The 22535-nt window shown below is 47.8% G+C and carries 23 protein-coding genes; 11 read left to right on the top strand and 12 right to left on the bottom strand.

Features of this window, described 5'->3' with window-relative positions; genetic code table 11:
* Positions 1 to 23 precede the first annotated feature (23 nt).
* Positions 24 to 1364 carry a putative porin gene (locus H8S65_RS09010; RefSeq protein ID WP_186929662.1) on the bottom strand — a complete coding sequence of 447 codons (1341 nt, stop codon included), beginning with the start codon at positions 1362 to 1364 and terminating at the stop codon, positions 24 to 26.
* A 1263-nt stretch (positions 1365 to 2627) separates the two neighbouring features.
* Here H8S65_RS09010 and H8S65_RS09005 point away from each other — a divergent pair.
* The 7 genes from H8S65_RS09005 to H8S65_RS08975 all read left to right on the top strand — a co-directional run bounded on the left by H8S65_RS09005 (position 2628) and on the right by H8S65_RS08975 (position 10966).
* Positions 2628 to 5687, top strand: coding sequence for a DUF6383 domain-containing protein (locus H8S65_RS09005; protein ID WP_186929661.1), 3060 nt, complete (start codon positions 2628 to 2630; stop codon positions 5685 to 5687).
* A 287-nt stretch (positions 5688 to 5974) separates the two neighbouring features.
* The gene (locus H8S65_RS09000) at positions 5975 to 6319 is read left to right on the top strand and encodes a hypothetical protein (protein ID WP_186929660.1); all 345 of its coding nucleotides are present in this window, start codon (positions 5975 to 5977) and stop codon (positions 6317 to 6319) included.
* Between the two features lie 186 nt (positions 6320 to 6505).
* Positions 6506 to 8770 (top strand): DUF3987 domain-containing protein, encoded by a 2265-nt coding sequence (locus tag H8S65_RS08995; RefSeq protein ID WP_186929659.1) that lies wholly within the window; start codon positions 6506 to 6508, stop codon positions 8768 to 8770.
* A gap of 531 nt (positions 8771 to 9301) precedes the next feature.
* Positions 9302 to 9487, top strand: a complete 186-nt coding sequence (locus H8S65_RS08990) for a hypothetical protein (protein WP_186929658.1) — start codon at positions 9302 to 9304, stop codon at positions 9485 to 9487.
* A gap of 156 nt (positions 9488 to 9643) precedes the next feature.
* Positions 9644 to 10021, top strand: a complete 378-nt coding sequence (locus tag H8S65_RS08985) for a type II toxin-antitoxin system RelE/ParE family toxin (RefSeq protein ID WP_186929657.1) — start codon at positions 9644 to 9646, stop codon at positions 10019 to 10021.
* The gene (locus H8S65_RS08980; RefSeq protein WP_186929656.1) at positions 10014 to 10322 is read left to right on the top strand and encodes a helix-turn-helix domain-containing protein; all 309 of its coding nucleotides are present in this window, start codon (positions 10014 to 10016) and stop codon (positions 10320 to 10322) included. The genes H8S65_RS08985 and H8S65_RS08980 overlap by 8 nt, the downstream gene beginning before the upstream one ends.
* Before the next feature lie 200 nt (positions 10323 to 10522).
* Complete coding sequence (locus H8S65_RS08975; protein ID WP_186929655.1) at positions 10523 to 10966, top strand: HU family DNA-binding protein; 444 nt, start codon at positions 10523 to 10525, stop codon at positions 10964 to 10966.
* Positions 10967 to 11055: 89 nt separating this feature from the next.
* Here the strand turns inward: H8S65_RS08975 and H8S65_RS08970 are convergent, their stop codons facing one another.
* Positions 11056 to 11280 (bottom strand): DUF4248 domain-containing protein, encoded by a 225-nt coding sequence (locus H8S65_RS08970; RefSeq protein WP_186929654.1) that lies wholly within the window; start codon positions 11278 to 11280, stop codon positions 11056 to 11058.
* Positions 11281 to 11352: 72 nt separating this feature from the next.
* Here H8S65_RS08970 and H8S65_RS08965 point away from each other — a divergent pair, with 72 nt between their 5' ends.
* Both H8S65_RS08965 and H8S65_RS08960 read left to right on the top strand, forming a co-directional pair.
* Positions 11353 to 11832, top strand: a complete 480-nt coding sequence (locus H8S65_RS08965; protein ID WP_186929653.1) for a glucosaminidase domain-containing protein — start codon at positions 11353 to 11355, stop codon at positions 11830 to 11832.
* Between the two features lie 38 nt (positions 11833 to 11870).
* Positions 11871 to 12218, top strand: a complete 348-nt coding sequence (locus H8S65_RS08960; protein ID WP_186929652.1) for a hypothetical protein — start codon at positions 11871 to 11873, stop codon at positions 12216 to 12218.
* A 7-nt stretch (positions 12219 to 12225) separates the two neighbouring features.
* On the opposite strand, the gene H8S65_RS08955 is transcribed toward H8S65_RS08960, so the two are convergent.
* The 7 genes from H8S65_RS08955 to H8S65_RS08925 form a co-directional block, all read right to left on the bottom strand.
* The gene (locus H8S65_RS08955) at positions 12226 to 12555 is read right to left on the bottom strand and encodes a hypothetical protein (RefSeq protein WP_186929651.1); all 330 of its coding nucleotides are present in this window, start codon (positions 12553 to 12555) and stop codon (positions 12226 to 12228) included.
* 66 nt (positions 12556 to 12621) lie between these two features.
* Positions 12622 to 12939 (bottom strand): type II toxin-antitoxin system RelE/ParE family toxin, encoded by a 318-nt coding sequence (locus tag H8S65_RS08950; protein WP_186929650.1) that lies wholly within the window; start codon positions 12937 to 12939, stop codon positions 12622 to 12624.
* Positions 12936 to 13178, bottom strand: a complete 243-nt coding sequence (locus H8S65_RS08945; protein WP_255489112.1) for a hypothetical protein — start codon at positions 13176 to 13178, stop codon at positions 12936 to 12938. Before H8S65_RS08945 ends, H8S65_RS08950 begins: the two co-directional genes overlap by 4 nt.
* Before the next feature lie 100 nt (positions 13179 to 13278).
* Entirely contained in the window at positions 13279 to 14193 is a 915-nt protein-coding gene (locus H8S65_RS08940) for a ribonuclease Z (protein WP_186929648.1), read from the bottom strand.
* 258 nt (positions 14194 to 14451) lie between these two features.
* The gene (locus H8S65_RS08935) at positions 14452 to 15606 is read right to left on the bottom strand and encodes a cytochrome d ubiquinol oxidase subunit II (RefSeq protein WP_186929647.1); all 1155 of its coding nucleotides are present in this window, start codon (positions 15604 to 15606) and stop codon (positions 14452 to 14454) included.
* Between the two features lie 33 nt (positions 15607 to 15639).
* Positions 15640 to 17190: a cytochrome ubiquinol oxidase subunit I gene (locus H8S65_RS08930; RefSeq protein ID WP_186929646.1), complete on the bottom strand. Its 1551-nt coding sequence runs from the start codon at positions 17188 to 17190 to the stop codon at positions 15640 to 15642.
* A gap of 11 nt (positions 17191 to 17201) precedes the next feature.
* Positions 17202 to 17429: a DUF4492 domain-containing protein gene (locus tag H8S65_RS08925; protein ID WP_186929645.1), complete on the bottom strand. Its 228-nt coding sequence runs from the start codon at positions 17427 to 17429 to the stop codon at positions 17202 to 17204.
* Between the two features lie 287 nt (positions 17430 to 17716).
* Between H8S65_RS08925 and H8S65_RS08920 the strand changes: the two genes are divergently transcribed.
* Both H8S65_RS08920 and H8S65_RS08915 read left to right on the top strand, forming a co-directional pair.
* On the top strand, positions 17717 to 19204 hold the full coding sequence (locus tag H8S65_RS08920; RefSeq protein ID WP_186929644.1) for a glycoside 3-dehydrogenase: 1488 nt from the start codon (positions 17717 to 17719) through the stop codon (positions 19202 to 19204).
* A gap of 23 nt (positions 19205 to 19227) precedes the next feature.
* Entirely contained in the window at positions 19228 to 20076 is an 849-nt protein-coding gene (locus tag H8S65_RS08915; RefSeq protein WP_186929643.1) for a 3-keto-disaccharide hydrolase, read from the top strand.
* Positions 20077 to 20181: 105 nt separating this feature from the next.
* On the opposite strand, the gene H8S65_RS08910 is transcribed toward H8S65_RS08915, so the two are convergent.
* Genes H8S65_RS08910 through H8S65_RS08900 form a run of 3 tightly spaced genes read right to left on the bottom strand, consistent with a single transcriptional unit; the run spans position 20182 to position 22425 of the window.
* Positions 20182 to 21321: a hypothetical protein gene (locus H8S65_RS08910; RefSeq protein ID WP_186929642.1), complete on the bottom strand. Its 1140-nt coding sequence runs from the start codon at positions 21319 to 21321 to the stop codon at positions 20182 to 20184.
* A 20-nt stretch (positions 21322 to 21341) separates the two neighbouring features.
* Positions 21342 to 21884, bottom strand: a complete 543-nt coding sequence (locus H8S65_RS08905; protein ID WP_186929641.1) for a hypothetical protein — start codon at positions 21882 to 21884, stop codon at positions 21342 to 21344.
* On the bottom strand, positions 21877 to 22425 hold the full coding sequence (locus H8S65_RS08900; protein WP_436277872.1) for an RNA polymerase sigma factor: 549 nt from the start codon (positions 22423 to 22425) through the stop codon (positions 21877 to 21879). The genes H8S65_RS08905 and H8S65_RS08900 overlap by 8 nt, the downstream gene beginning before the upstream one ends.
* Between the last annotated feature and the right edge of the window lie 110 nt (positions 22426 to 22535).

Genomic DNA, 22535 nt, shown 5'->3' with positions numbered 1-22535 from the left:
TTATTAAATTGTTTATGTTGTTTTTATTTACTGATGAACCAGCCGATGTAGGCGATAGCCAGGCTGAATTCGTTTTCGCTGTTATATTTTCCACCTCCGATTTTGCGTGTCGTGTAGTCTGCCTTCACGACAAGGTTCGGCAGGGCGTACCAGTTGGCGCCGGCTGTCCACATGCTTACTTTGTTGCGTAAATCCATCGTGTGTTTGCCTTCGCCTTTCTCCTGCGGGTTGTAGTATTCGTAGCGGACGAACGGGTAGATCACGGGCACGCTCATGTTGTCTTTACAAAGCGCACGCAGGTTGAAGCCCACTTCGCCACCGTAGCTGACCGCACGTTTGGCGATCGGGGTTGTCTGCGTGTAAGGCGAGCCGCCGCTCTGGTGGTTGTTGACATTGCTGAGGTCGTCGGCTTTGCTCAGGTCGCCGCATATCATGTTTGCGCGTGCGGTGACATATTTGTTTTTATATTGCAGGTCGGCCGTATAGATGCGCAAAGGGATGTTTCCGTATTTGACGTAGGTTTCCGGTTTGTCGGAATTGGCTCCCGTGTTGTGGCAATAATAGAAGGAACCGCCTATTTTCAACCCCGGTACTCCCAAATAGTTCAGGCGCGCCACGTAGCCCGGCGAGGTGAAGTTGTCTGTTTCGAACAATCCCTGCTTGCCGCCGGCGACCCATGTGTTGCGGTCGAAACCGTTGGCGTTCAATCCGGCGACGACCAAAGCCTGGTAGTTGAAACGCGAGTAGTTACGTCCGAACGTACCGAACACTTCGATACCGTTCTCATGCCAGGTGGAAGGAAGGAGAGTCGTTTCGCCTTCCGGGCGGGAAGTTCCGAAGAAGTTGACCGGCTCGTGATGCTCGTTGGTCAAACCGACCGGGACGATCAGGTGGCCGGCACGGACATTGAAGGCGGGATGGACAAGACGTGTGATGTGGAATTGTTCCAAAGCGACTTCACCGCCTTTTTCCACTTCCATCTCGTATTCTCCGTTTTCCGTGTTTTCTATCTCATAGGCACTTCCCGTACCTCCTGCCTCAAATTCTATTTCTGCTCCTAATACCCATTGGGAATTGAATTTGTAATCGAAAGCCAAGACAAAACGAGGTATGGAGATCGAATTGCGATGGTCTTTTTTGCTCCCGTTGTCCGTACCCCGGAAACGGTTGATGCCGTAGTCCATAAAGTTCGCGAGGATTTCCCCATATCCGCCGAAACGGAACTTATTATATCCGGCGGCATAAATGTCTGCCGACTGTTCCACTGCGGATTTTCCTGTCGTTGTTTCTTCTTGTTCCTGTGCAAATGCTGTTGCACAAGAGGTTAGTAGAGTAATTGTTAATAAATTAGTTAACCTTTTCATTGCGTTTTTTAATTTTTGGCAAAATTAGAGGGGCTACGGACGGTGTGCAATCGCAATTAGTAGGTAAAAAGATGTCAGTGTTACCTATTTGTAGGTATTGTGCGCAAATATCACCCTGATTAGGTAGCAAAAGGCGTTTTTTTACTCACATATAGGTATTGTAGGAGGCCGGAAGTGCCCGTATCTTTGCAATGTCATTAAGTAAAGTAACACTATTAGTATAATCGCTATATCAAAACCTTTCGCTAAATTATGTAAGCATATAAGATGATTAACTATATCGGAAAGTTTTTATTGGTTATTTTCGATATAAAAAAGAAGCCTCTCTGTGAAGAAAGGCTTCTTTTTTATTATAAGGCTTCCGCCTTTTTACCTGGCTACGGGTTCGTAGCGGAAATCCCCCAAAAGCCGTCAGTCTCTCTTTTGCCGTCTGCTTCGGCAGACGGATAGATGATTGCTCCTGCTTTGCCGGTTCCTCTATGGGTTTTACCCCCTTTAAATACATATAGATAAAAGGGTCTAAAGCCCACAGAGGAAGAGGCTTTGCCTCCAGGCCTTTTATACCGTCTGCTGAAGCAGACGGCAAAAGAGAGGCTGCTTGCCATTATGTTTTATTAACAACAGAGAAGCGATGCAGAGGGGCTGATTCCAAAAACAGGTCGATTTGGGCTATTCCGGCAGTAGAGACGGGATGAGCGCGGGTGTTATGTATATAGCTGATAGACTTGGGTTTACAAACTAATATAGGTACATGTGTACATTAATATAAAAAGGGGGAATTTTGCCTTGTTTTAGGCGGTTTTTATGTTTGTAAGTGATTGGATATAAAAAAGATAGGGGTCATTTTCAAAATGACTAATGAAAACGTACGTTTTCTCTCGTCATTATACAGGAATTTAGTTAACTCTTGTAAAACAAGGGCTTTCAGAAGATACGATACATATATAGATATACTATTTATTAATTAAACATTTTAGAATTATGAACAAAAAGTTTTCTACTCTTTTAGCAGGTTCAGCTCTCTTAATGGGTGTTGTATCTGTTAATGCGCAGACCATTGGGAATTTCTGGGACTCCCGACTTCCTGAATTGGAGAAAGACGGCAGTGCTTTGAAAAATTTTGATGCTGCAGCAAAAAAAGGCTCCTATCAATTGGCAACAGCCAGTGGCGATAGCGTGCTCTATTTACGTACTCCCCTGCCTACTGAAAGTGGAGTTACTGATACATTAAAATTTGTTCCGACTCCTGCAAGTTCAGACAGTTTGGCTAACACACTTTGGTGTGTGGATGTTACCGAAAATGTATTGAGCGACGGTTCTACAAACTATGTTTGGGAATTCTTTAACGTAGGTGGACAGAAGCATTTGGACTTCCCAATGCCGGATCTGTCCGCTGCCGGTTATTTCCATAATCAAGCAGCAAAGACGGAACGTATTACTCTGACAGCAAGTGACTCTACTGCAATCGGCGGTGACTTGGGTAGCTGGGCATTCAACCGTAATGTGAATAACTTGAATACCACGGGGATGCCCCTTTATTCCTACTTCACTCAAGACTCTGTAATCGCTTTAGCTAAAAAAGAAGGTGGTCATGGTGTTTACTTTGTAAAGGATGACGCTAACAGCATTGTTTCCAATGCTTATGCAGAAAAGCTCCATTTACAGAAAGCAGGTGAAATCATCCTGAGTGCAAAAGAACTGAACAACAGACTGGGTGTACAGAAAGAATCCGACGGTGTGAATCTGACATTTAAGAGCAAGTTCACACAGAATGCGCTGAAAGACGGTACATTCTTTGCTGAACAGGTTAGAGAAAGTGATTTACGTGGCACAGGTTTAAGCACAAGCGACTCTTTGCAGTATGTATACTTGTATAAGATGAACGGTACTGATACAACAGCTTTCTTGAAAGTCGATACCAGCTACACCAATAGCAATAAGACACACCTGGCATTCAAGTGGGATGATAAAGTGATCAAGGATCGTTTCAATAAGACTACAACTACTATCCATGACTCTTTGAAATTCTCTGAACTGAAAGGTCAGTACATGTTCTTGTTTACTTACAGACCATCTGTAGACAGTATCAACGTATATGTAAAACAAGCTACATGGTTGAAGAACCCGGCTACTTCTCCTAATTTCAGTGCTGCTGATACCACAAGAAAAGCAAACGTACGTGCATACGCTGCAGACGTAGTTGTCGGCTCTGACTATGTATTGAGCGTTGACTCTAACAACGTGCTTACACGTCCGCAGAACACTTGGATCACTTTCGGTGGTGCAATGAGTTGCAGTGCAAGCGATAATAACCGCGTCACAAAAGAAAGTGGTTTGTATGTGATTTACAATAAAGACAGAAAGAAAGTTCTGGCTGGTCGTATCGATGAAAACGGAGCAAATTACCGTTGGGTAGAACTGTCTCAGCAGAATCCGGAACATATGCCGGCTTACCAGTGGTTAGTATTAAAGAATCGCGAAAATAGCGCTGAATCTACACTGACGTTGATCAACCGTGAGTTTAAAGGCAAGGCTACAAACGTACAGTTGTATAAGGATGGTACAGCAGGTCGTTTCTCAATCAGTACTACCAGCTCTTCTCCTGCTACTTTTGGCGCTGATGAAGTTTTTGATTTCGATCAGATCACCGACTCTGCAACTATTAAGAACGAACATCTGGGTTATGGTTATTATTCTAAAGATGATGTAACTGTTGCACAGTATAAGTTTAACTATCTGAATACACTTAATATGGACAGATGGTTGAACACAAGAGAAAAAGATTCAATTCTTTGGGCTGCCGAAGATGCCGGTGCATTCAACTTTAAGTTTGGTAAGGAAGCTACATACGGTGTTGATGTAGACGACGCTATTCTGGATAAAATTTCAGGTTTGGCACAGTTGAAGAGAGCTACTTATGTTATTTACATGGATCAGGATACTCTGCTTGCAAATGGAGACAACCGCTATGCAGTTGGAGAAATTGCTCAAGCTGACAGCTTCTATTTCAAAGAAAATAACTGTATTGAAGGTGAACACTACTATGCAATCATCAAATCTTACAATGAAGGAATTCTGAATGATACTAAGAAAGGCGGTATCTCCGATATTGGTGACGAACTTACTCTTAAAGTAGAAGATCTGGGTGAAGTCAGAACATCTGCATTCGCTATCAAAGAATACGACACACCTCTGTATCGTAGCTTCAACAAAGCAGTCCTGGGTGAAAATGAAGATAACTCAACAGACAGCCTGTTATTTAGAGAAGCATTCCGTGAAAATGAATACTTGATGGATGAACACAACAAGACATTCATGCATAAAGATGTGGATTATGCAGGTATCTGGACAGTAGACAAAGGTCAGAACAAAATCGGTTTCCGTATCGATACAGCTCGTATGTATTGTGATGCAGGTAGCAGAATCAAACCTCAGTATCTGCTTTCAGTTGCTAACGTAGTTGTTGAAGCAAAAGCATGTACAGAACCTTCTGGTCACAGAGACATCAACAATAATGAAACAGACAAATGGGGATGCGTTCACGGAACTCGCGGATTCATTTACGGTAAATACATGGTTAGCTATCAGGATAGCGTAGATGCCAATGGTGGTAAAGCTGCCAAGAAAGCTCTTCCGTTCCTGGATAACATCAACGGTTATACTCGCGTAGGTTTCGAACCTGCTATCGTAACTGGTGATTCTCTGATCTTCCTGGTTGGTGAATTTGAAACAATGCCGGTTGAAGAATTGAATGTAAATACCATTTTGAAAACTTATGCCGACAAGAAGATTACAAGTGACTATGTCAAAGTGTTAGGGAAGGGCATGTCAAACGCTCACCACAACTACACTTGGTCATTCCGCTACATCAATCCGTTAGAAGCAGTAGGCGTATCAAAAGAAAGCAAGGAAAATGCATTCCTTATCGAATCTGATGGTGCTACAGATATTGCTCCGAAAACAGGTGTATGGATGAAACAGCAGAATGGTTGTCTGGTACTGACTGAACCGACAGCTACATTCGATAAAGCTGTAACAGGTACTGATGGTGCTCTTATCTTCAATGCTTATCAGAAATCTGACAACGAAGAAATGGCAACAGATAACGAAGCAATCGCCACTTCTGAAGTAACAATTATCACCCAACAAGGTGCTGTTAGAATCGCTAACGCAGAAGGCAAGAAAGTTGTTATTACCAACATCTTAGGCCAGACAGTTGCTAACACGGTTATCACTTCAAGCGACGCTGTAATCGCTGCTCCTCAGGGGGTAGTTGTTGTTGCTGTCGAAGGCGAAGAAGCTGTAAAAGCTATCGTTAAATAAATTCGATGCATTTATATAAATAATTCTTCGGTTGCGCGGATTAATCCTCCAACTAACCTGTGACAGGCGAACAGGCAACCGGATTTAATATTAATAATACTAAAGTATATTGAATTTAAAAGTTCAAGTAGCCTTTCCCCTGTGAAGGACGAAGGCATACACAAAACAAGCCCCGACAGTATTCGTGCTGTCGGGGTTTCGTTATTGGGAGGGATTAATGATGATTCATCTTATAAAGACATATTTAAAATGAAAAAAAACAGACGCTTTCCAAGAAAGCACAGGAAGTGGCGGAGTTGTACACCCGCCTGGAAAACCTCAAGTCGAAACAGGTAGAGGGAGTCAAAACAACGCGCTACACGGCCGATACCGCACGCACTTGCCGCAAGCGCATACACGAACTGCTTAAAGAGGTCGACGGGGCCGAAGGCGGACAGATACGGGTGGAAGACGCACGCACGCTTGTCGAATATTTCAGCGGGATACGCAACCTGCCGGAATTTGAAAAAGATACGGATAAAGCCGCAGGGCTCTTCAAGGCCATGCAGGTTATCTTCAGTTTCGGTGTCGTGGTCAAGACGCTGGCCACCTATTATTATTCAAAAGATAAAAGGAGCCTGGAGGATCGTTAATTTTCGTAAAAAGAATAGAGGCAAAAGTAATGTATTTTGTCGGGAATCAGTTTTACAGAATACTGATACTGACATCTTTAAACCCACGTAAACATGCCTCTAATATGGTTGCCGGTATGATTTAATACGCTTACCTTTGTCGTATAAATCAACCGGCAATCTTTTTTGCCTTAAATATCATATAAGATGGAAAAACAAGAAAATGTTTCCTTTTATGTTAGCTTGTACCGGGCCGAAAGCCAAGTGTTAACCTTTGAAGAGATCATCATCCTGATCCGGCGTCGCCAGTGGATACATGAAATCATCGCCTACCGCACGGCTCTCACGGAAGGGAAAGCCGAAGAAGCCCGCAAGCTGAAGGGCGGATTGCCGGGGTTCACCCCTTCGGGCGTGTTCGGCGGCGGACATAAAGCGGAAGCGTTGCAGGAATACAGCGGGATCATCGGGCTGGACTTCGATCATGTGGACGACCTTGCGGCACTGATCATCGTCCTCAAAATGTTAAGCTACACGCTGGCGATGTTCGTCAGTCCCGGCGGCCACGGGCTGAAGGTATTCGTCCGGGTCGACAGCGACGCCGGACGACACCGCGAAGCCTACCTAACCGTCGCCGCCTTCTACGAGAAGGCAGGCGGGGTGGCGAGCGATGCCAAATGCAAGGATATCAGCCGCTGTTGTTATGTGAGCGACGACGAGGAGGCGTATTACAATCCGGAGGCGGAAGCCTTCCACGTCCCCGAACAGCCCGCGGCGTCAAAAGGCGTCGATGCCTTTGTCGATGCCTTCCTCAGCCGTAACCCGGCGATGCCGGGATCGCGCAACGAGACGGTCTACCGCCTCGGCTGCGAGGCGAACCGAAGGGGCTTTTCGTATGCCGAAACGGCCTCCTGCTGCACCCTCCGCCTGCAAGCCGCAGACTTCACCGCGGAAGAGATCGCCCAGGCTTTATCTTCTGCCTTTCAAGGAAATACGAATGAGCATGCGACTTTTAAAAGCGGAAAAGGACACAAAAGGCCTGAAAAGGCGCTCTATACACTCCGGAGCGCGGAAGAGCCCACGACCGACCCCGAAGAGTCAGGCGAGCGGCTCCGCGAACAGACCCCTCTCCTGCCCGAAGAGCTGTACGGGCTGCTCCCTCCGCTGCTCCGCGAAGCTACGGCCTTCTATCCCCAGCGGCGCGAACGCGACATGGCGCTCCTCGGAGCCTGCACGGTGCTGAGCGCCTGCCTGCCGGAGGTGTTCGGCATCTATCATCGCAAGCGTGTCTACCCTCACCTGTTCACGGTCGAGGTGGCTCCGGCTGCCAACGGTAAGGGGTGCATCAACGACATGCGCCACCTGGCCGACCGCTATGCGGAGATGATCGAGGCGGAAACGGGGCGTGCCGAGGAAGAATACCGGCAAGCGCTGGAAGACTGGGAACAAAAGAAAGCGGAGGCGCACAAGAACCGCCAGCCTGTCTCGGTAAAGGATGCCCCGACGCCGGTCGCCAAGGTCTACCTCCATATCCCGACGCAGATCACGAAAGCGAAGCTGCTCGTCCACCTGCGCGACAACGGGAGCACAGGCGGTCTGATGTCCGACAGCGAGATCGACACGATCGTGTTGGCGAGCAAGCTGGACTTCGGGATGTTTGACGACCTGCTCCGCAAGGCGTTCCACCATGAGCAGGTCGCCTCGTCGCGCAAGACGGACAACGAGCTGATCCGCATCGAACGCCCACGCCTGGCTCTGCTCCTGGCCGGCACGCCGGGACAGTTCGCCCGCTTGATCCCCGATGCCGAGAGCGGGCTGGTGAGCCGTCTGCTGCTCTACACGTGCCGCAACGAGGCGATCTGGCAGGATGTCTCGCCCGAAAGCGACGGGATGGGGATGGAACAGACGCTGGCCGAACTTTCGCAGCAGGTGATGGAGGCAGCCATGACGCTCCGCAAACGCCCGTTGCAGGTATGCCTGACGGCACGGCAATGGAGCGAGTTGAACCGGCGTTTCACGGAATGGCTGCGCGAGGCGGATTTGTTTGGCGACGAGGCCTTCCTTGGGGTCGTAAAACGCTACGGGCTGATCTTGTTCCGCCTCTGCATGGTCTTCACCGCGCTGCGCTGCGGCACGGCGGGCTACGGGATGGACCGCCAATATTGCGCGGACGAGCATTTCCGGGCGGCTTTCCTCATCATCGAGACTTGCCTTGAGCACAGTCGCCTGCTGCTGACGGGGCTCCAGCACGACGAAACCTCCCCCGAACTGACCTTCCCCCGCAAGGCACACCGCCTGCTGGACAAGCTACCTGCCGCTTTCACCTTACAGGAGGCTTACACGATGGGAGAACAGGAAGGGATGTCGCAACGGGCGGTCAGACGCTTCTTAAACAGGCTTACCCCCTTGCATTTCAGACGTATAGCACGAGGAGAATACGAAAAGACAGACTCCCCTATTCCAAAAAAACAATAGAACGCCTTTTCAGGCCTTTCGTGTCCTTTTCCCCCAAAAACCTATATCTTTCCCCTCAAAAAGCTATAGCTTTCGGAGGAAAAGGGTATAGGCTTTTCCTTGATTGGTTATAGGCGGCGGGGGGAATAAATCCAGGGCAGCCGCACCCAATTTTAGCAGAAACATAAATGCTGATTTATCTGTTACTTTTGGCTTGATCCCCAAGTAACCAAAAGATCAAGGCCGAACCTGCTTCGCTACTCCGTTCCATCCGGACGCTCACTGCGGTCTCTGCGCTTAACGCTCACCAGCTTAGGCCGGAAATAGAGCCTGACGGCTCTTCGGGGATGGCCGATACCGCCTGCTTCTTTGAGATCCCGCGTCAAGCGCGGGAACGGGCTTGTCCTGCACTTGTCCCCCGTGCCACAGAGGAACTGTGAGGCAATCCTCGTGCCGCAGCCTCTCTTTTGCCGTCTGCTTCAGCAGACGGATAGATGATTGTTCCGGCTTTGCCGGTTCCTATGTGGGGTTTAACCCCTTTTAATACAATAGATGAAAGGGACTGAAGTCCACAGAGGAAGAGGCTTTGCCTCTAAATCTTTTAATCCGTCTGCTGAAGCAGACGGCAAAAGAGAGGATGATGGGGCTTTGGGGATTGCTGATACTGATACCTATACTTATATAACAGGCGGTATCGGCAATCCCAAGAGAAAGCGCAGCTTTCTTGGAAAGGCCTAAACGGACGGGCGTTTTTCCCTTCTCCTTCCCCTCTTTCCGCGCAGTTCCGCCACATTCCGCAAGGGCGTCGGGGGAGTGCAGTTGCCCTGAAATAAATCAAAAAGATGTTGCTTTTGTTTACTAATTCGTTATCTTTGGCGAAGTAAAACCTAAATCATGGAAAAGAAAAGACAATATATCCGTCAGGTAGTAGCCTTTGGCAACTATTTTAAGGATTTCAAAAAGACCTTGTCCCGGAATACATTGAGCAAAATCTACCAGACTTTTGTTTATATCATGATACTGGAGCAAGTGCCCGAAAAATACCTGAAAGCCATAACCACCGTAAAAGGGCTGTATGAAGTACGTGTGGAGGAAAGCGGAAATATTTATCGGATTTTCTGTTGCATGGATGAGGGTAACTTGGTAATTCTATTTAACGGTTTTCATAAAAAAACACAGAAGACGCCTCCAGGCGAGATAGAACGAGCCAAGCGAATCATGAACGAATATTTTTCCGTCAAAAAGACGAAAGGAGGGACAAACAATGAATAAAAAAGATTTGGAAGCGTTAGGATGCACCCCTATCGAGGATTTGATCACCGAGGATTTCGGTACACCGGGTACACCTCAACGGAATGAGTTCGAAAGCAACTGCGAGGCTTTTATCATCGGCGAACAGTTGAAAGCAGAACGCTTGAAAGCAGGCATGACACAAGAGCAACTTGCCGCTAAGATCGGGACGAAGAAAAGTTACATCTCCCGTATCGAAAACGGGCATGCAGACATCCAACTATCCACGCTGTTCAAGATATTCCAAGGTCTCGGACGAAAAATCAGCTTTAAGATTTTGTAAGAAACGACTCAGGAGGAGAAGTTAGATTACACAGATGTTCTCTGGCTTCTTCCTGAGTATAATAATAACTTTCCTCGTTTTTCCCTTCTCCTTCCCCTCTTTCCGCGCTGTTCCGCCACATTCCGCAAGGGCGTCGGGTGCGGTTGTATCTTTGTTATGTGATTAAGAAACAGATGTTTTTACATTAAAATCCAGATGTTATGCCAGCAAAGTACAAATTGGTCCAGCGCAAAGATATGCGCAAGGATGCTGCCGAAGATTCGAAACTGTATTACGCCAGTGCCAATACGACCGGCACGTGCGATGTGTATGAATTGTGCGACCTGATCTCGGCCCAGTCAACCGCCTCGTCCGGCGACGTGAAGCTGATCCTCGACGAATTGGTCAACGTGATGCGCCGTAACCTCGGCAAAGGCGAGGTGGTCCAGGTCGGCGAGTTAGGTAATTTCCAGTTGCAGTTCGGCAGTACCGGCACGGTGACTGAGAAGGAGTTCAACCAGGCGCTTATCAAAAGCCGCCGCATCGTCTTCCGTCCCGGCAAGCAGTTGAAGGAAGCGGTCAAGAACTACACATTCGAAAAGATCGCTTCCGCCCCGCCTGCCGAAGGAGGAGGGGGCGAAGAGGAACGACCGGGAGAACTTTGATTAGTTGAAAGTTGAGAGTTGAAAGTTGAAAGTTAGGCTTCGCGTTTGTATAAATAACTTTCACCTTTCCACTTTCCACTTTCACCTCTTCACGGTTCTCCGAGGTGGTCCACTATGTAGTTCTTTTGCCTGGGGGTGAGGTATTTCTTGCCCGGATGCCAGCCTGATTTTTCCAGTTGTCCGACCAGATCGTCACTGACGCGTATCCATTTCAATAATTGCATGGTCGCGCTCTTCTGCGAGATATTCGGGAAATAGAGCAGGGCCAGTTCGCCCCACCCCCAGACTTTGTTTTGATTCTGTGAATTTTCCATTGTGTTTCTTCTTGATTATGATATGTAAATATAAGCATTATCAATCTGAAATACAAATAAATACAATATATTATGGATAAGAAAATCAACTTTTTACACACTTGCGGGGAGGCTGCCGCCGAGGCGGAAAAGCTGTTCGGCATGAACGCCCGGATCATCCTTGCACAGGGTGCGCTCGAAAGCGGCTGGGGGACTTCCCTGCTTGCCACGGAACATCATAACTTCTTCGGGCTGATGGGCTATGGCGCTTCGAACGCGCATTGGCACGGGCAGCGGGCTACATTCGAGACGGCCTACGGGAGGCATCATTTCAGGCATTACGAATCCACGCTCCTCTCTTTCCTCGACTTCGCCCGCCTGATCCGATCCGCCTATCCCCGCGCCTATCATTTCAGCTTCCAACCCGAAGCCTACGCAAAAGAAATCGCCTACAGCCCCTACATCAGCGAACAAAACGGCGACAACCGCGACTTGTACCGCCGCAACATCATCGCACTCGAAGCGGAGATCGGGAGGCTGCTGGAGTTGTTTGAGTTGAAAGTTAAGAGTTGAAAGTTGAAAGTTATAAATCATAATTCATAATTCATATCATGAGCAAACTTAGACAAATCCTTGAATTTATCAGAGCCCTGTTGGGCTTCTTGTTGAACCTGAAAAAGAAGAAAGCGGATGAGAAAGATGGAAAGCCGGTTCGCCCGATACCGGAAAAGTTGGCGGACGAAATGCCGGACGATGCGCTTGCGGAAGGCATTGGCATTGTATCTGGCCGTCCTTGGGATAATGGCCCTGTGGGCGGACCGTTCAGAGGTGGTATTAGGATGTGTAGGAGCCCTCTTGACACTCTCGGAGTACGGACCGCCTACACGGGACAAGCTGCCTCCTTCGTAGGATGGACGCTGTTTACATACGCAGTCGGGATGTCTTTATGGGGAGCTTGAACAGGCGTTAGCGGATGGACACCTTACGAACCGTGTCGCCGATGCGGACGATGTAGTACCCTTTGGCAATATCCACCGCATATTCGCCGGAGGGTTGCTTCATCGGTATCTCTTTCACCCGGATGCCTACCACGCTGTAGATTTCGAGCTTGCTGCCGGCCGGAGCATTCTCCACAACGATCTTGTTATCGTAGGCGCTGATCTCTACAGAGTCCGGTTCTTTGTCTTTGGCGGCGGTCGTCCCGGACACGGTCGTATTCGCTTGCTGTGCCATCACCTCAAGCGGACAACCGGCCCATGCAGCCAGCAACAAAACGATTGTAATTAATACCTTCATATTCCAAACCCTAAGATTGTACAAATGTAGGAATATTTTTTTGATAATGTAGAAAGTTCTGTATTATTAATGATTAAATCGTTTCCAAAGTTTTTTTGTACTTTGCCGGCAGTCCCAGATGGCAGCAAGGTAGATCGTGTGATTCCTTATGTAATATATGATCTTGAAATTTCTCCTGACTGTAAGTCCCCGGTACTGTTTCGGGCAATTTTCCAATGAAAGTTCGATTGGAGCCATCTCCGGAAAAGAACATAATAGTTCTATTGCATCAAGAATAGCATTATATAAATCTACTGCTGCTTTTTCATTTCCTTTGGAGTAATAGCTGTAGATTTTATCAAGGTCTTGGATGGCTTTGGTTGACCAATGTAGTGTTAGATTCATATATTGTACTTTTTATGAAAATGTGCTCTTACTTCTTCCGTTGTGTAAACCCGTCCCATCCGAAAATCCTCCTCGGCCTCTTCCAGATGTTTCTTCAGTTCCTCGATGGTGTATTGGCAAGGCGGTTGTTCGCGCATGAGCATACGTTTAAGATATTTTCCTACGCGATTTACAGTATCTTCGGAATCGATCATATCGATCAATTCCCTGAGTTCATCTTTCTTACATTCTAATTCCATAGCTGTCATGATTATATCCTTTCTTTTTATGTATTGATAATAGGACAAATATACAATAATATTTGATTAAAAACGGTTTGTGTTTGATTATAATTGTCAATCAAACCGGTATCACCATTCCTTCATTCCCTAATATCGTACCGGGGAATACTGCTTCGGCTTCTTGGTGAAGTTCGGACAGGTCTTCGTAGCGGGCGGAATAATGGCCGATAACGAGGCGTTTCACCTGGGCGTCGCGGGCTATCTCCGCTGCCTGGCGGGCGGTGGAATGGAAGGTTTCTTTGGCACGGGCAAGATCGCACTCGGCAAAGGTCGCTTCGTGATAGAGCAGGTCCACCCCTTCGATGATCGGGATGACGGAACGGCTATAGGCGGTATCGGAACAGAACGCATAGCGTTTGGGAGGAGCAGCCGGACGGGTCAGGCGGGAGTTGGGAACCACCTCGCCTTCGGGCGTGACATAGTCCTTCCCCAGTTTGATGTCCTTCATGCAACGGACGGGAACCTGATAGAAATCCGTCATCTCGCGGATGATATGCGCTTCCTTCGGCTTTTCGGCGAAGAGGTAGCCGCAAGTAGGAATCCGGTGCTTAAGCGGGATGGAATAGACCGACAACGACCGGTCCTCCATCACCAACGAATGGTTGCGGGTATCGACAGGATTGAAACGAACCTCGAACTCCATGCCCCGGCAGAACAAATCCATCACCGGACGCAGGTAAGTCTCGACCTCCTTCGGGCCATGCACGACCAGCTCGCCGGTACGCCCTAACATGCCGAGCGTGGAGATCAGCCCCGGCAAACCGAAGCAGTGGTCACCATGCAAATGCGAGATGAAGATATGGGCGAGACGGCCGAAACGGACGCGCATCTTGCGCATCTGCACCTGGGTCCCTTCCCCACAATCAATCATATATAACTTATCCCGTAAATCCACTACCTGTGAAGTTGCCAGATGCCGCGTGGTAGGTAACGCCGAACCGCATCCCAATATGTTTATGTTAAATTCTGCCATAAGGTCCATCGGATAATTTGGGTGTAAAGATAATACAAAAGCATTGGCGCACTGTGAAAAATAACAAAAAAAGCAGGGAGATTGTTCCGAGGATGACAGGTATTCTATATATTTGTTTGCTGTCCCTATGGACGCACCTTAACTAACTTTTTCTTTTTGTTTAAAACGGTTAAATGTAGAAACGGCCAAGCGTGAGCTTCGCCGTTTCCTTTGTTTTACGGGGGCGGCTGCAGGGCCGGTCCGCGAACCGGCCTTACATTAGTAGGCATGTGTGTCTTTCTCTTCCATTTCCTTCCCGCTGATCTTCCGAAGGTCCAACGCACGCCAGGCATAGAAAATATAGCCTAAGACGAAAGGCACGAGGATGGATACATAACTCATCACTTTCAGGGTGAACGGGCTGGAGCAGCTGTTCGCGATCGTCAGCGAACTTTGCAGGTCGGCCACCGAAGGATAATAAGCCGTATTGTTCCAACCGGCACAAAGCAACAACGCCAGCACCGTGAGCACCGTACCTGTCCCGCAGAACCAGATTCCCTTTTTCCATGTCCCCGACAAGATCGTACGGACGATGCCATACAAGACACCCGCCACACCCACTAACAGCACAACCGATACGGCAGGCATCTCGATCAGGTTTATAAAGTATTTATAGGGCTGCATATAGATCTCTTTAGTCTCCGGATCGACGGCAAACCCGTCGGCAAGCAACAGATGTACCAGGAAGACAAGGAAGAAGACAAGGAACAACGCCGTTTCGATCACCAAATGCTTGCGGCTGCGTTTCACGATCTCGGCATCGTCGATATTGTTGATGAAATAAAGCAATGCCTGGATGCGTGCTAAGAAGAACACCGCCAATCCGAGACATACGTTCCAGAACACGAAAGCGGCTTCAAGCCCATGCCAGGGGTTCGCCCAGGTGGAGATCACCGGCATTGCGACATCGGTCAACTGTCCTTTGTTGACGACAAACTCGGCTCCGCTAAAGAACGTACCGACAGCCGTACCCAACAGGATCGGACCCAAGATTCCGTTCAGCAGCAGGAAGACCTGATACGTCTTTTTACCCAGCAGGTTTCCTTTCTTCGACTGGTATTCATACGATACGGCCTGTAGAACAAAACAAGCTAATATCAGCATCCACACCCAGTAGGCTCCGCCGAAGCTGGTCGAATAGAACAAGGGGAAAGAGGCGAAAAACGCACCTCCGAAAGTAACCAGGGTCGTAAAGGTAAACTCCCATTTACGCCCGGTCGAGTTCAGCAACATCTTTTGTTGCAATTCGGTTTTGCCGATCGTGAAAAGCAAGGACTGTCCGCCTTGTACGAAAAGCAGGAAAACCAATAGTGCTCCTAACAGGGAAACGAGGAACCACCAGTAATGCTGTAACAATATATATGTACTATCCATAACACTCATTTCTTAATTCTTAATTCATAATTCTTAATTCACCGAAGGTCCTTTCTTGATCGCCTTCACCATAATACCGATCTCCGCGATAAGCAGGACGGTAAAGAGCAACAGGAAGAGGAAGAACGTTGTCTGTACCGACGAAGTAGCCAGCTTGGACACGGATGCACCCGTCGGCAGGATATCCTGGATAGCCCAAGGCTGACGTCCCACTTCAGCCACGATCCAACCCGCCTGTCCGGCGATGTAGGCCAGAGGAATAGTCCACAGGCTCGCCCATTGCAACCAGCGGGCATCGGCAAATTTGTTCTTTTTGCTCCAGATCAAAGCAACAATGAATAGCAAGATAAAATATCCGCCCAGGATCACCATGATGCGGAATGAATAGAAAGTGAGGCCGACGTGAGGAATCAGGTCGGCAGGATCTTTGATATACCCGTAGCCGAAATAAGCGAAGTTTTCGTCCAACAAGGCACGGGCTTGCCCCGCGGCCACCTGGTCTTTGTCCTCGACCGCCTTGCGATAATCGGCAAGAGCCTGGATGGCAATCTGCCCCTTTTCAATCTTCTCGGCGGCAGAAAGGGCGACCGTCCCCTGGTTGGTCGTATAACCGCCCTCTATCAGGTTGACGATACCCGGAACATAAGCGTCCACATCGCGCTCGGCAAGGAAGGACAGCAGTTTCGGAATCTTTATATCGAAGATGAAAGGATTTACATTATCGGTATAGCTTGTCTTTTCGGGATTCAGCAGCCCGATGGCAACCAGCCCCGTGCCGTTACCCCCTTCGTACAAGCCTTCCATAGCGGCCAACTTCATCGGCTGTTTCTGGGCTACCTGGTAGGCGGAACCGTCACCCGTCCATACAATGAGTATAGAAGCGACAAGCCCGAAAACCGCACCGACCTTGATGCTTTCGAGCGAGAACTTCGTCTCCCGCTTTTTCAACAGATACCAACTGCTGATACCGATCACAAAGACGGCTCCCACGATCCATCCGGAAAGAACGGTATGGAAGAATTTGTTGATGGCGACAGGCGATAAGGCCACCGCCCAGAAATCGAACATCTCGTTTCGTACGGTATCCGGATTAAACCGCATCCCTACCGGATATTGCATCCAGGCGTTGGCAATCAGAATCCAGAGCGCAGAAAGAGTCGCCCCTATGATCGTCAGCCAGGTGGAAGCGAGGTGGAAGCGTTTGCTGACCTTATCCCAGCCGAAAAACATCACGGCTATAAAAGTCGCTTCCATAAAGAAAGCTAAGATTCCTTCGATAGCGAGAGGAGCCCCGAAGATGTCTCCTACAAACCAACTGTAGTTAGACCAGTTCGTCCCGAATTCGAATTCGAGGATCAGCCCGGTGGCAACACCGATAGCGAAATTAATACCAAACAGTTTCATCCAGAACTGCGTCGTCTTTTTCCAGAATTCATTACCTGTTTTGTAATAGATGGTCTCCATGATGGCCTGTATAACGCCGAGCCCCAATGTGAGGGGGACGAACAGCCAGTGATACATGGCAGTGAGAGCGAATTGCGCTCTTGACCAGTCAATCAAAGAAGTGTCAATGCTTGCGATCATGATTATATAATTTAAGGAGTAATTGCCCTGTTGATCAATTCACCCGAAACGTGTTCTCCCTTCGCGGAATCTCCATCAAACCGTCCTAAATAATTAGGAAAGAAAAACAGTTTTAAGATAAAAAACATGATGAAGAGCTTGACCAATATGATTAGCCACAGCGTTTTACCCAGCTTCATTCCTCGAAATCCTTCCAGATAAAAATGGTATATCCGTATGTAAATAGGCTCCCTTTTCATATCGGTATCGTACTTTAATAACAAGAGATTGGATGAATAAGTTCTCTTTCTTTACAAAAATAGGAAAAGCGTTAAAATGTTTTCCCCTAAAAGCATAGATATTATTTATGAAAAAATAGACTTTATCTATAACCTCTGTTAAAAAAAACTATTTTAAAGAAGAAAGCCGAAAGGAAGACTTGTTGTTACTTTCGCATTGGTTATATTTGCGTCAGTTTGTGTTTTTATAAGACGAGAAATCACATCGAATATTATAATTAAGTGCTAATCTATAAAAAATTATTACTATGTCGAACATTTCAAGAAGATCATTTCTTCAAAGAGGAGCTGCCGCAGCTGCTGCCTTCTCTATCGTTCCGGGCTCCATCCTGGGAAAATCTCACGGATATGTAGCCCCATCCGATAAGTTGAACATTGCTGCTGTCGGTATCGGTGGTATGGGTAATGCCAACCTTAAGAACATGGAAAATACAGAAAACATCGTAGCGCTTTGCGATGTGGACTGGAAATATTCCAAAAAGGTATTCGATCGTCATCCGAATGCTAAAAAATATTGGGATTACCGCAAGATGTATGACGAAATGGGCAAATCCATCGATGCTGTGCTGATCGCTACAGCCGACCATACCCACGCTATGATCACTGCCGATGCCATGACAATGGGCAAACACGTATATACCCAGAAGCCATTGACTCACTCGGTTTACGAATCCCGTTTGCTGACGAAATTGGCTGCATCCACAGGCGTTGCCACACAGATGGGTAACCAGGGTTCTTCCGCCGAAGGTACAGACCTGGTCTGCGAATGGATCTGGAACGGCGAAATCGGCGATATCACAAAAGTAGAATGTGCAACAGACCGTCCTATCTGGCCGCAGGGTCTGAACACTCCCGAAAAAGCAGATAAGATTCCTTCTACATTGAACTGGGATTTGTTCTCCGGTCCGGCAGAAGTAAAACCGTACAATCACGTTTATCATCCATGGAACTGGCGCGGATGGTGGGCTTACGGTACAGGTGCTCTGGGCGATATGGCTTGCCACATCATGCACACTCCGTTCAAGGCTCTGAAGTTAGGTTATCCGACAAGAGTGGAAGCTTCTTCTACATTGTTGCTTCGCGATTGCGCTCCTAACGCTCAGCATGTGAAATTCATCTTCCCGGCTCGTGAAAACATGCCGAAGCTGGCTATGCCGGAAGTAGAAGTGCATTGGTATGATGGCGGTATGATGCCGAATCGTCCGGAAGGATTCCCCGAAGGCAAACAACTGATGGGTCCCGGCGGTGGTCTGACTATCTTCCACGGTACAAAAGACACGTTGGTTTGTGGTTGTTACGGACAGGAACCGTTCTTGTTGTCAGGTCGCGTGCCTAACGCTCCTAAAGTTTGCCGTCGAATTGACAAGGCTATGAGTGGCGGTCACGAACAAGACTGGATCCGCGCATGTAAAGAAAGCACAGGAAGCCGTGTTCAGACAAAGTCCAACTTCTTGGAAGCCGGTCCGTTCAACGAAATGGTTGTGATGGGCGTATTGGCAGTTCGCTTGCAGGCTCTGAACAAGACGCTGGAATGGGACGGCCAGAACATGCAGTTCACCAATATCAAGGACAATGAAGAACTGAAGATCTGTATCAAGGACGGCTTCACAATCAAAGATGGACACCCGTCATTCAACAAAGACTGGACAGATCCGGTAAATGCAAAACAGTTTGCAAACGAACTGATCAAGCATAACTATCGTCAAGGTTGGAACTTGCCTGATATGCCGAGATAATTAGTTTTAAACAAATAAATAGAATGAAAAAGTCAGTATTATTAGCAAGTGCCGCAATTATGATGTGTTATTTTACATCTTGCGGCGGTGGTAAGAAAACAGAAGCTGCTGCTGAAGAAGAGGCAAAAACAGAAGCTGCCGTTCCTGAATACACACTCATGAACGATCTGCCTACTGTTGACCTGTCTACTTTCCCGAAAGATGCCGATGGCAAAGTCACTTTGTTCGACGGTAAGTCTTTCAATGGTTGGAGAGGTTACGACCGTACGGATGTACCTGCTGCCTGGGAAGTGGTAGACGGTACGATCCATATCAAAGGGTCCGGTGCAGGTGAAGCTGGTGCTAAAGATGGTGGCGACTTGGTTTTCGCTCACAAGTTCAAAAACTACGAATTTGAATTTGAATGGAAAGTTGCTAAAGGGGCTAACTCTGGTGTTTTGTATATGATCCAGGAAGTAGAAGGCCAGAAATCTTACATCTCTGCTCCTGAATATCAGGTACTCGACAACGCAAACCATCCGGATGCCAAGTTGGGTAAAGACGGTAATCGCCAGTCTGCTTCCCTGTATGACATGATCCCGGCTAAACCGCAGAACTCTAAACCGTTCGGCGAATGGAACAAGGGTAAGATCATGTGCTACAAAGGTACTGTCGTTCACTATCAGAACGACGAACCGGTTGTTGAATATCATTTGTGGACACAACAGTGGAAGGAAATGCTGGATAACAGCAAATTCAGCAAAGACAAATGGCCGTTGGCTTACGAACTGTTGCTGAACTGCGGTGGTGAAAACAAAGAAGGTTTCATCGGTTTCCAGGACCACGGCGACGACGTTTGGTATCGTAACATCACTATTAAAGAACTCGACTAATAATCATCGGTCAATACTTTAATTAACTATATAAGGGAGATGTGTTAAAGCATCTCCCTTATTCTTTTTCAGGCACGGATTACACGGGTTTTTACTCTTGTAAATCTATTTTGCAATCACCTTTATGTTGCTATAACTGTTTCCTTCGAAATTGATACGGCCGTTTTTGCCGTTGTTGACATCGAGGGAGTAGTTGTTTTTGTTCCTTTGGTCGTCGCGGCTATCGAAACCGACCGAGTTTTCGTCCTGGTTACGACGTTGGATATTGAATCCGCCTTGAATCTTGCAATTGCCATATTTCATATTGTTGGCAACAACCCGGAAGGAGGCGTTCACATCAATATAAATATTCAGGTTACCGTAGCGGGCATCCACATTGATCTTGTCGAAGTTACTGGCGAGGTCTTTGATGGTAAGCGTGCTGTAGCTCAGTTCATCAACGTTGATGCCTTGTTTCAACTCGTCTATCTTGCAATTCCCGTATTTGAGTTCCATATAGCCGTTGTCCAGCCTGTCGATATGGATGTCACCGTATTTGGCTTCGACATTCATCTTCCGGACATTTCCGAGATTGAGGTTGGAGTATCTGCTGTCGACATTCAGTTGTGAACCGTTGCGGATAGAGGATTTGCCGCAATAGGCCAGGTCCAAAGTCGCGTTGTCGACATCGGTGATATCCAGATTGCCATATTGCACGTCTATGTTAAGAGGCCCCGTGAAATTCCCGCCATTGAGATTGCCGTATTTGACATGCAGGTCGCATTTCCCCTTATTGTTTTCCGGCATGATGATATTACCGTACTTCTGTGTCAGGTCGCAGGTCAGTTCAGACGGCATATTGACATAGTAGTTGATGGTAAAGGATTCGTTGGAGCCGCCTTTCCCGTTTTGCGACCTCAGGCTGGTGACGGCTGAAACCGTATTGCCCATCTTTTCCATCCGGATGCTGACACGGTCGAGGGTCGCCTGCGCCCTTTCCTCGTTGCGGGCTTTCGCCTCGATTACGACACGGATGGAGACTTCGTTCTTGCTCCAGTGCGTGACCGTAATGTTTCCGTAACGGTTGTCCACTTGCAAGATGTCGCTTTTACCGACATTGAAACTTTTGTTGATTTCCTTTTTCTTGATGCTTTCCTGTTTGCTGCCCCAACCGGGTACGCTGCAAAACAAAACCAGGAGCATAAGCAGGCAAGGTCGCAATAAGGACTCCTTGCCGGTCGCTGAATGTTGATGAGTTGCTTTCATTTGCTTGTTTGTTGATTATCTTATTTTTTATTTGTTGTCTTCATATTCTCCATCTGCTTCAACATGATGTTGAGACTTTCCAGGCTGGTGCTGTAATGCAGGTTCATGGCATAAAGGCCGGCATTGGAGCAAGGCAGAGTCGGAAGGACCGTTTCCTCGAACATATAATTGTCTGTCAGGACCCGTTTTGTCTCTTTCAAGAGTTCCTCCGTCCCAGGAGTCCGTTGCTGTTTGTACATCGCCTGCATCTGGGAGATGATGTCGCTCATCTGCATATTGTAGTAGAGACGAAGTTCCTCTATCTCCTCCTTCACCTCGCAGGTATGCTGACCTGTGGCCACCTGTCCGGGCTGCGTATGCAAAGGTGTTCCACCCGGCAGTTTGAAGAGGAACAGCAGGGCGATGCAAGCTGCCGCGGCAAAAGCGCAAAGGCTATATAACGTAGCCCAGCTTTTGCGCGGAGCAGCCAGCTTCTGCTCGAAGCGTTCGAAGTGGCCTTCAGGTAACAGGTCGTCTTCAAATGCTTCCCGGTTCGTGTCTATGAAATTTTTCAGTTTATCCATTTTCTTTATTTGCAGCTATTATATCCAACAATTTGCGCTTTGCCCTTAGATACTGGCTGCGCACGCTCGGCGGCCGGATCTTCAGGATGGAGGCAATCTCTTCCATATCATATCCCTCAAAGAGGTAGAGCGAGAGGATCACGCGATAGCCGGCCGGCAGTTTCTTGCAGGCCTCCTTCACCTGGGCGACCGAATAGCGGATTTCCTCTTCGTCCGACCCGTCGTCGCCGGGTTCGGTGTAGTTATCCGGGAGTTCTTCCCAGTCGGGCGTCTGCCGGCGCACGTAATCAATGGCTGTATGGATGGCTATGCGGTGCATCCATGCTTCGAAACATTGTCCATCCTGATACTGGCCGAGGCGAGTGAATATTTTCAGGAAAGAATCCTGCATCGCTTCCTCCGCCTCTGACGCGTTACCGACAATACGCAGGCAGGCGACATACAACTGCCTCGCGAATTGCTTGTAAAGGGCGAGCTGCGCGGTCCGGTTACCACGCCGACACCCCTCGATCAGATGTGTATTTGTTTCTTCCATTTTCATATATATAAACGAGGGTGACCTGAGAAACGTTGCATCTTTCCGATAAAAAAAGAAACAAAGGCATATAAAAAAGAAAGGCATCATCCCGATGCCTTTCTCCCTGAACTAAA

The organism is Parabacteroides hominis (assembly GCF_014287585.1).
GTDB classification, from domain to species: domain Bacteria; phylum Bacteroidota; class Bacteroidia; order Bacteroidales; family Tannerellaceae; genus Parabacteroides; species Parabacteroides hominis.
Note: the sequence above shows the minus strand (reverse complement) of the source record. Positions and strands in the feature narration are given on the sequence as shown.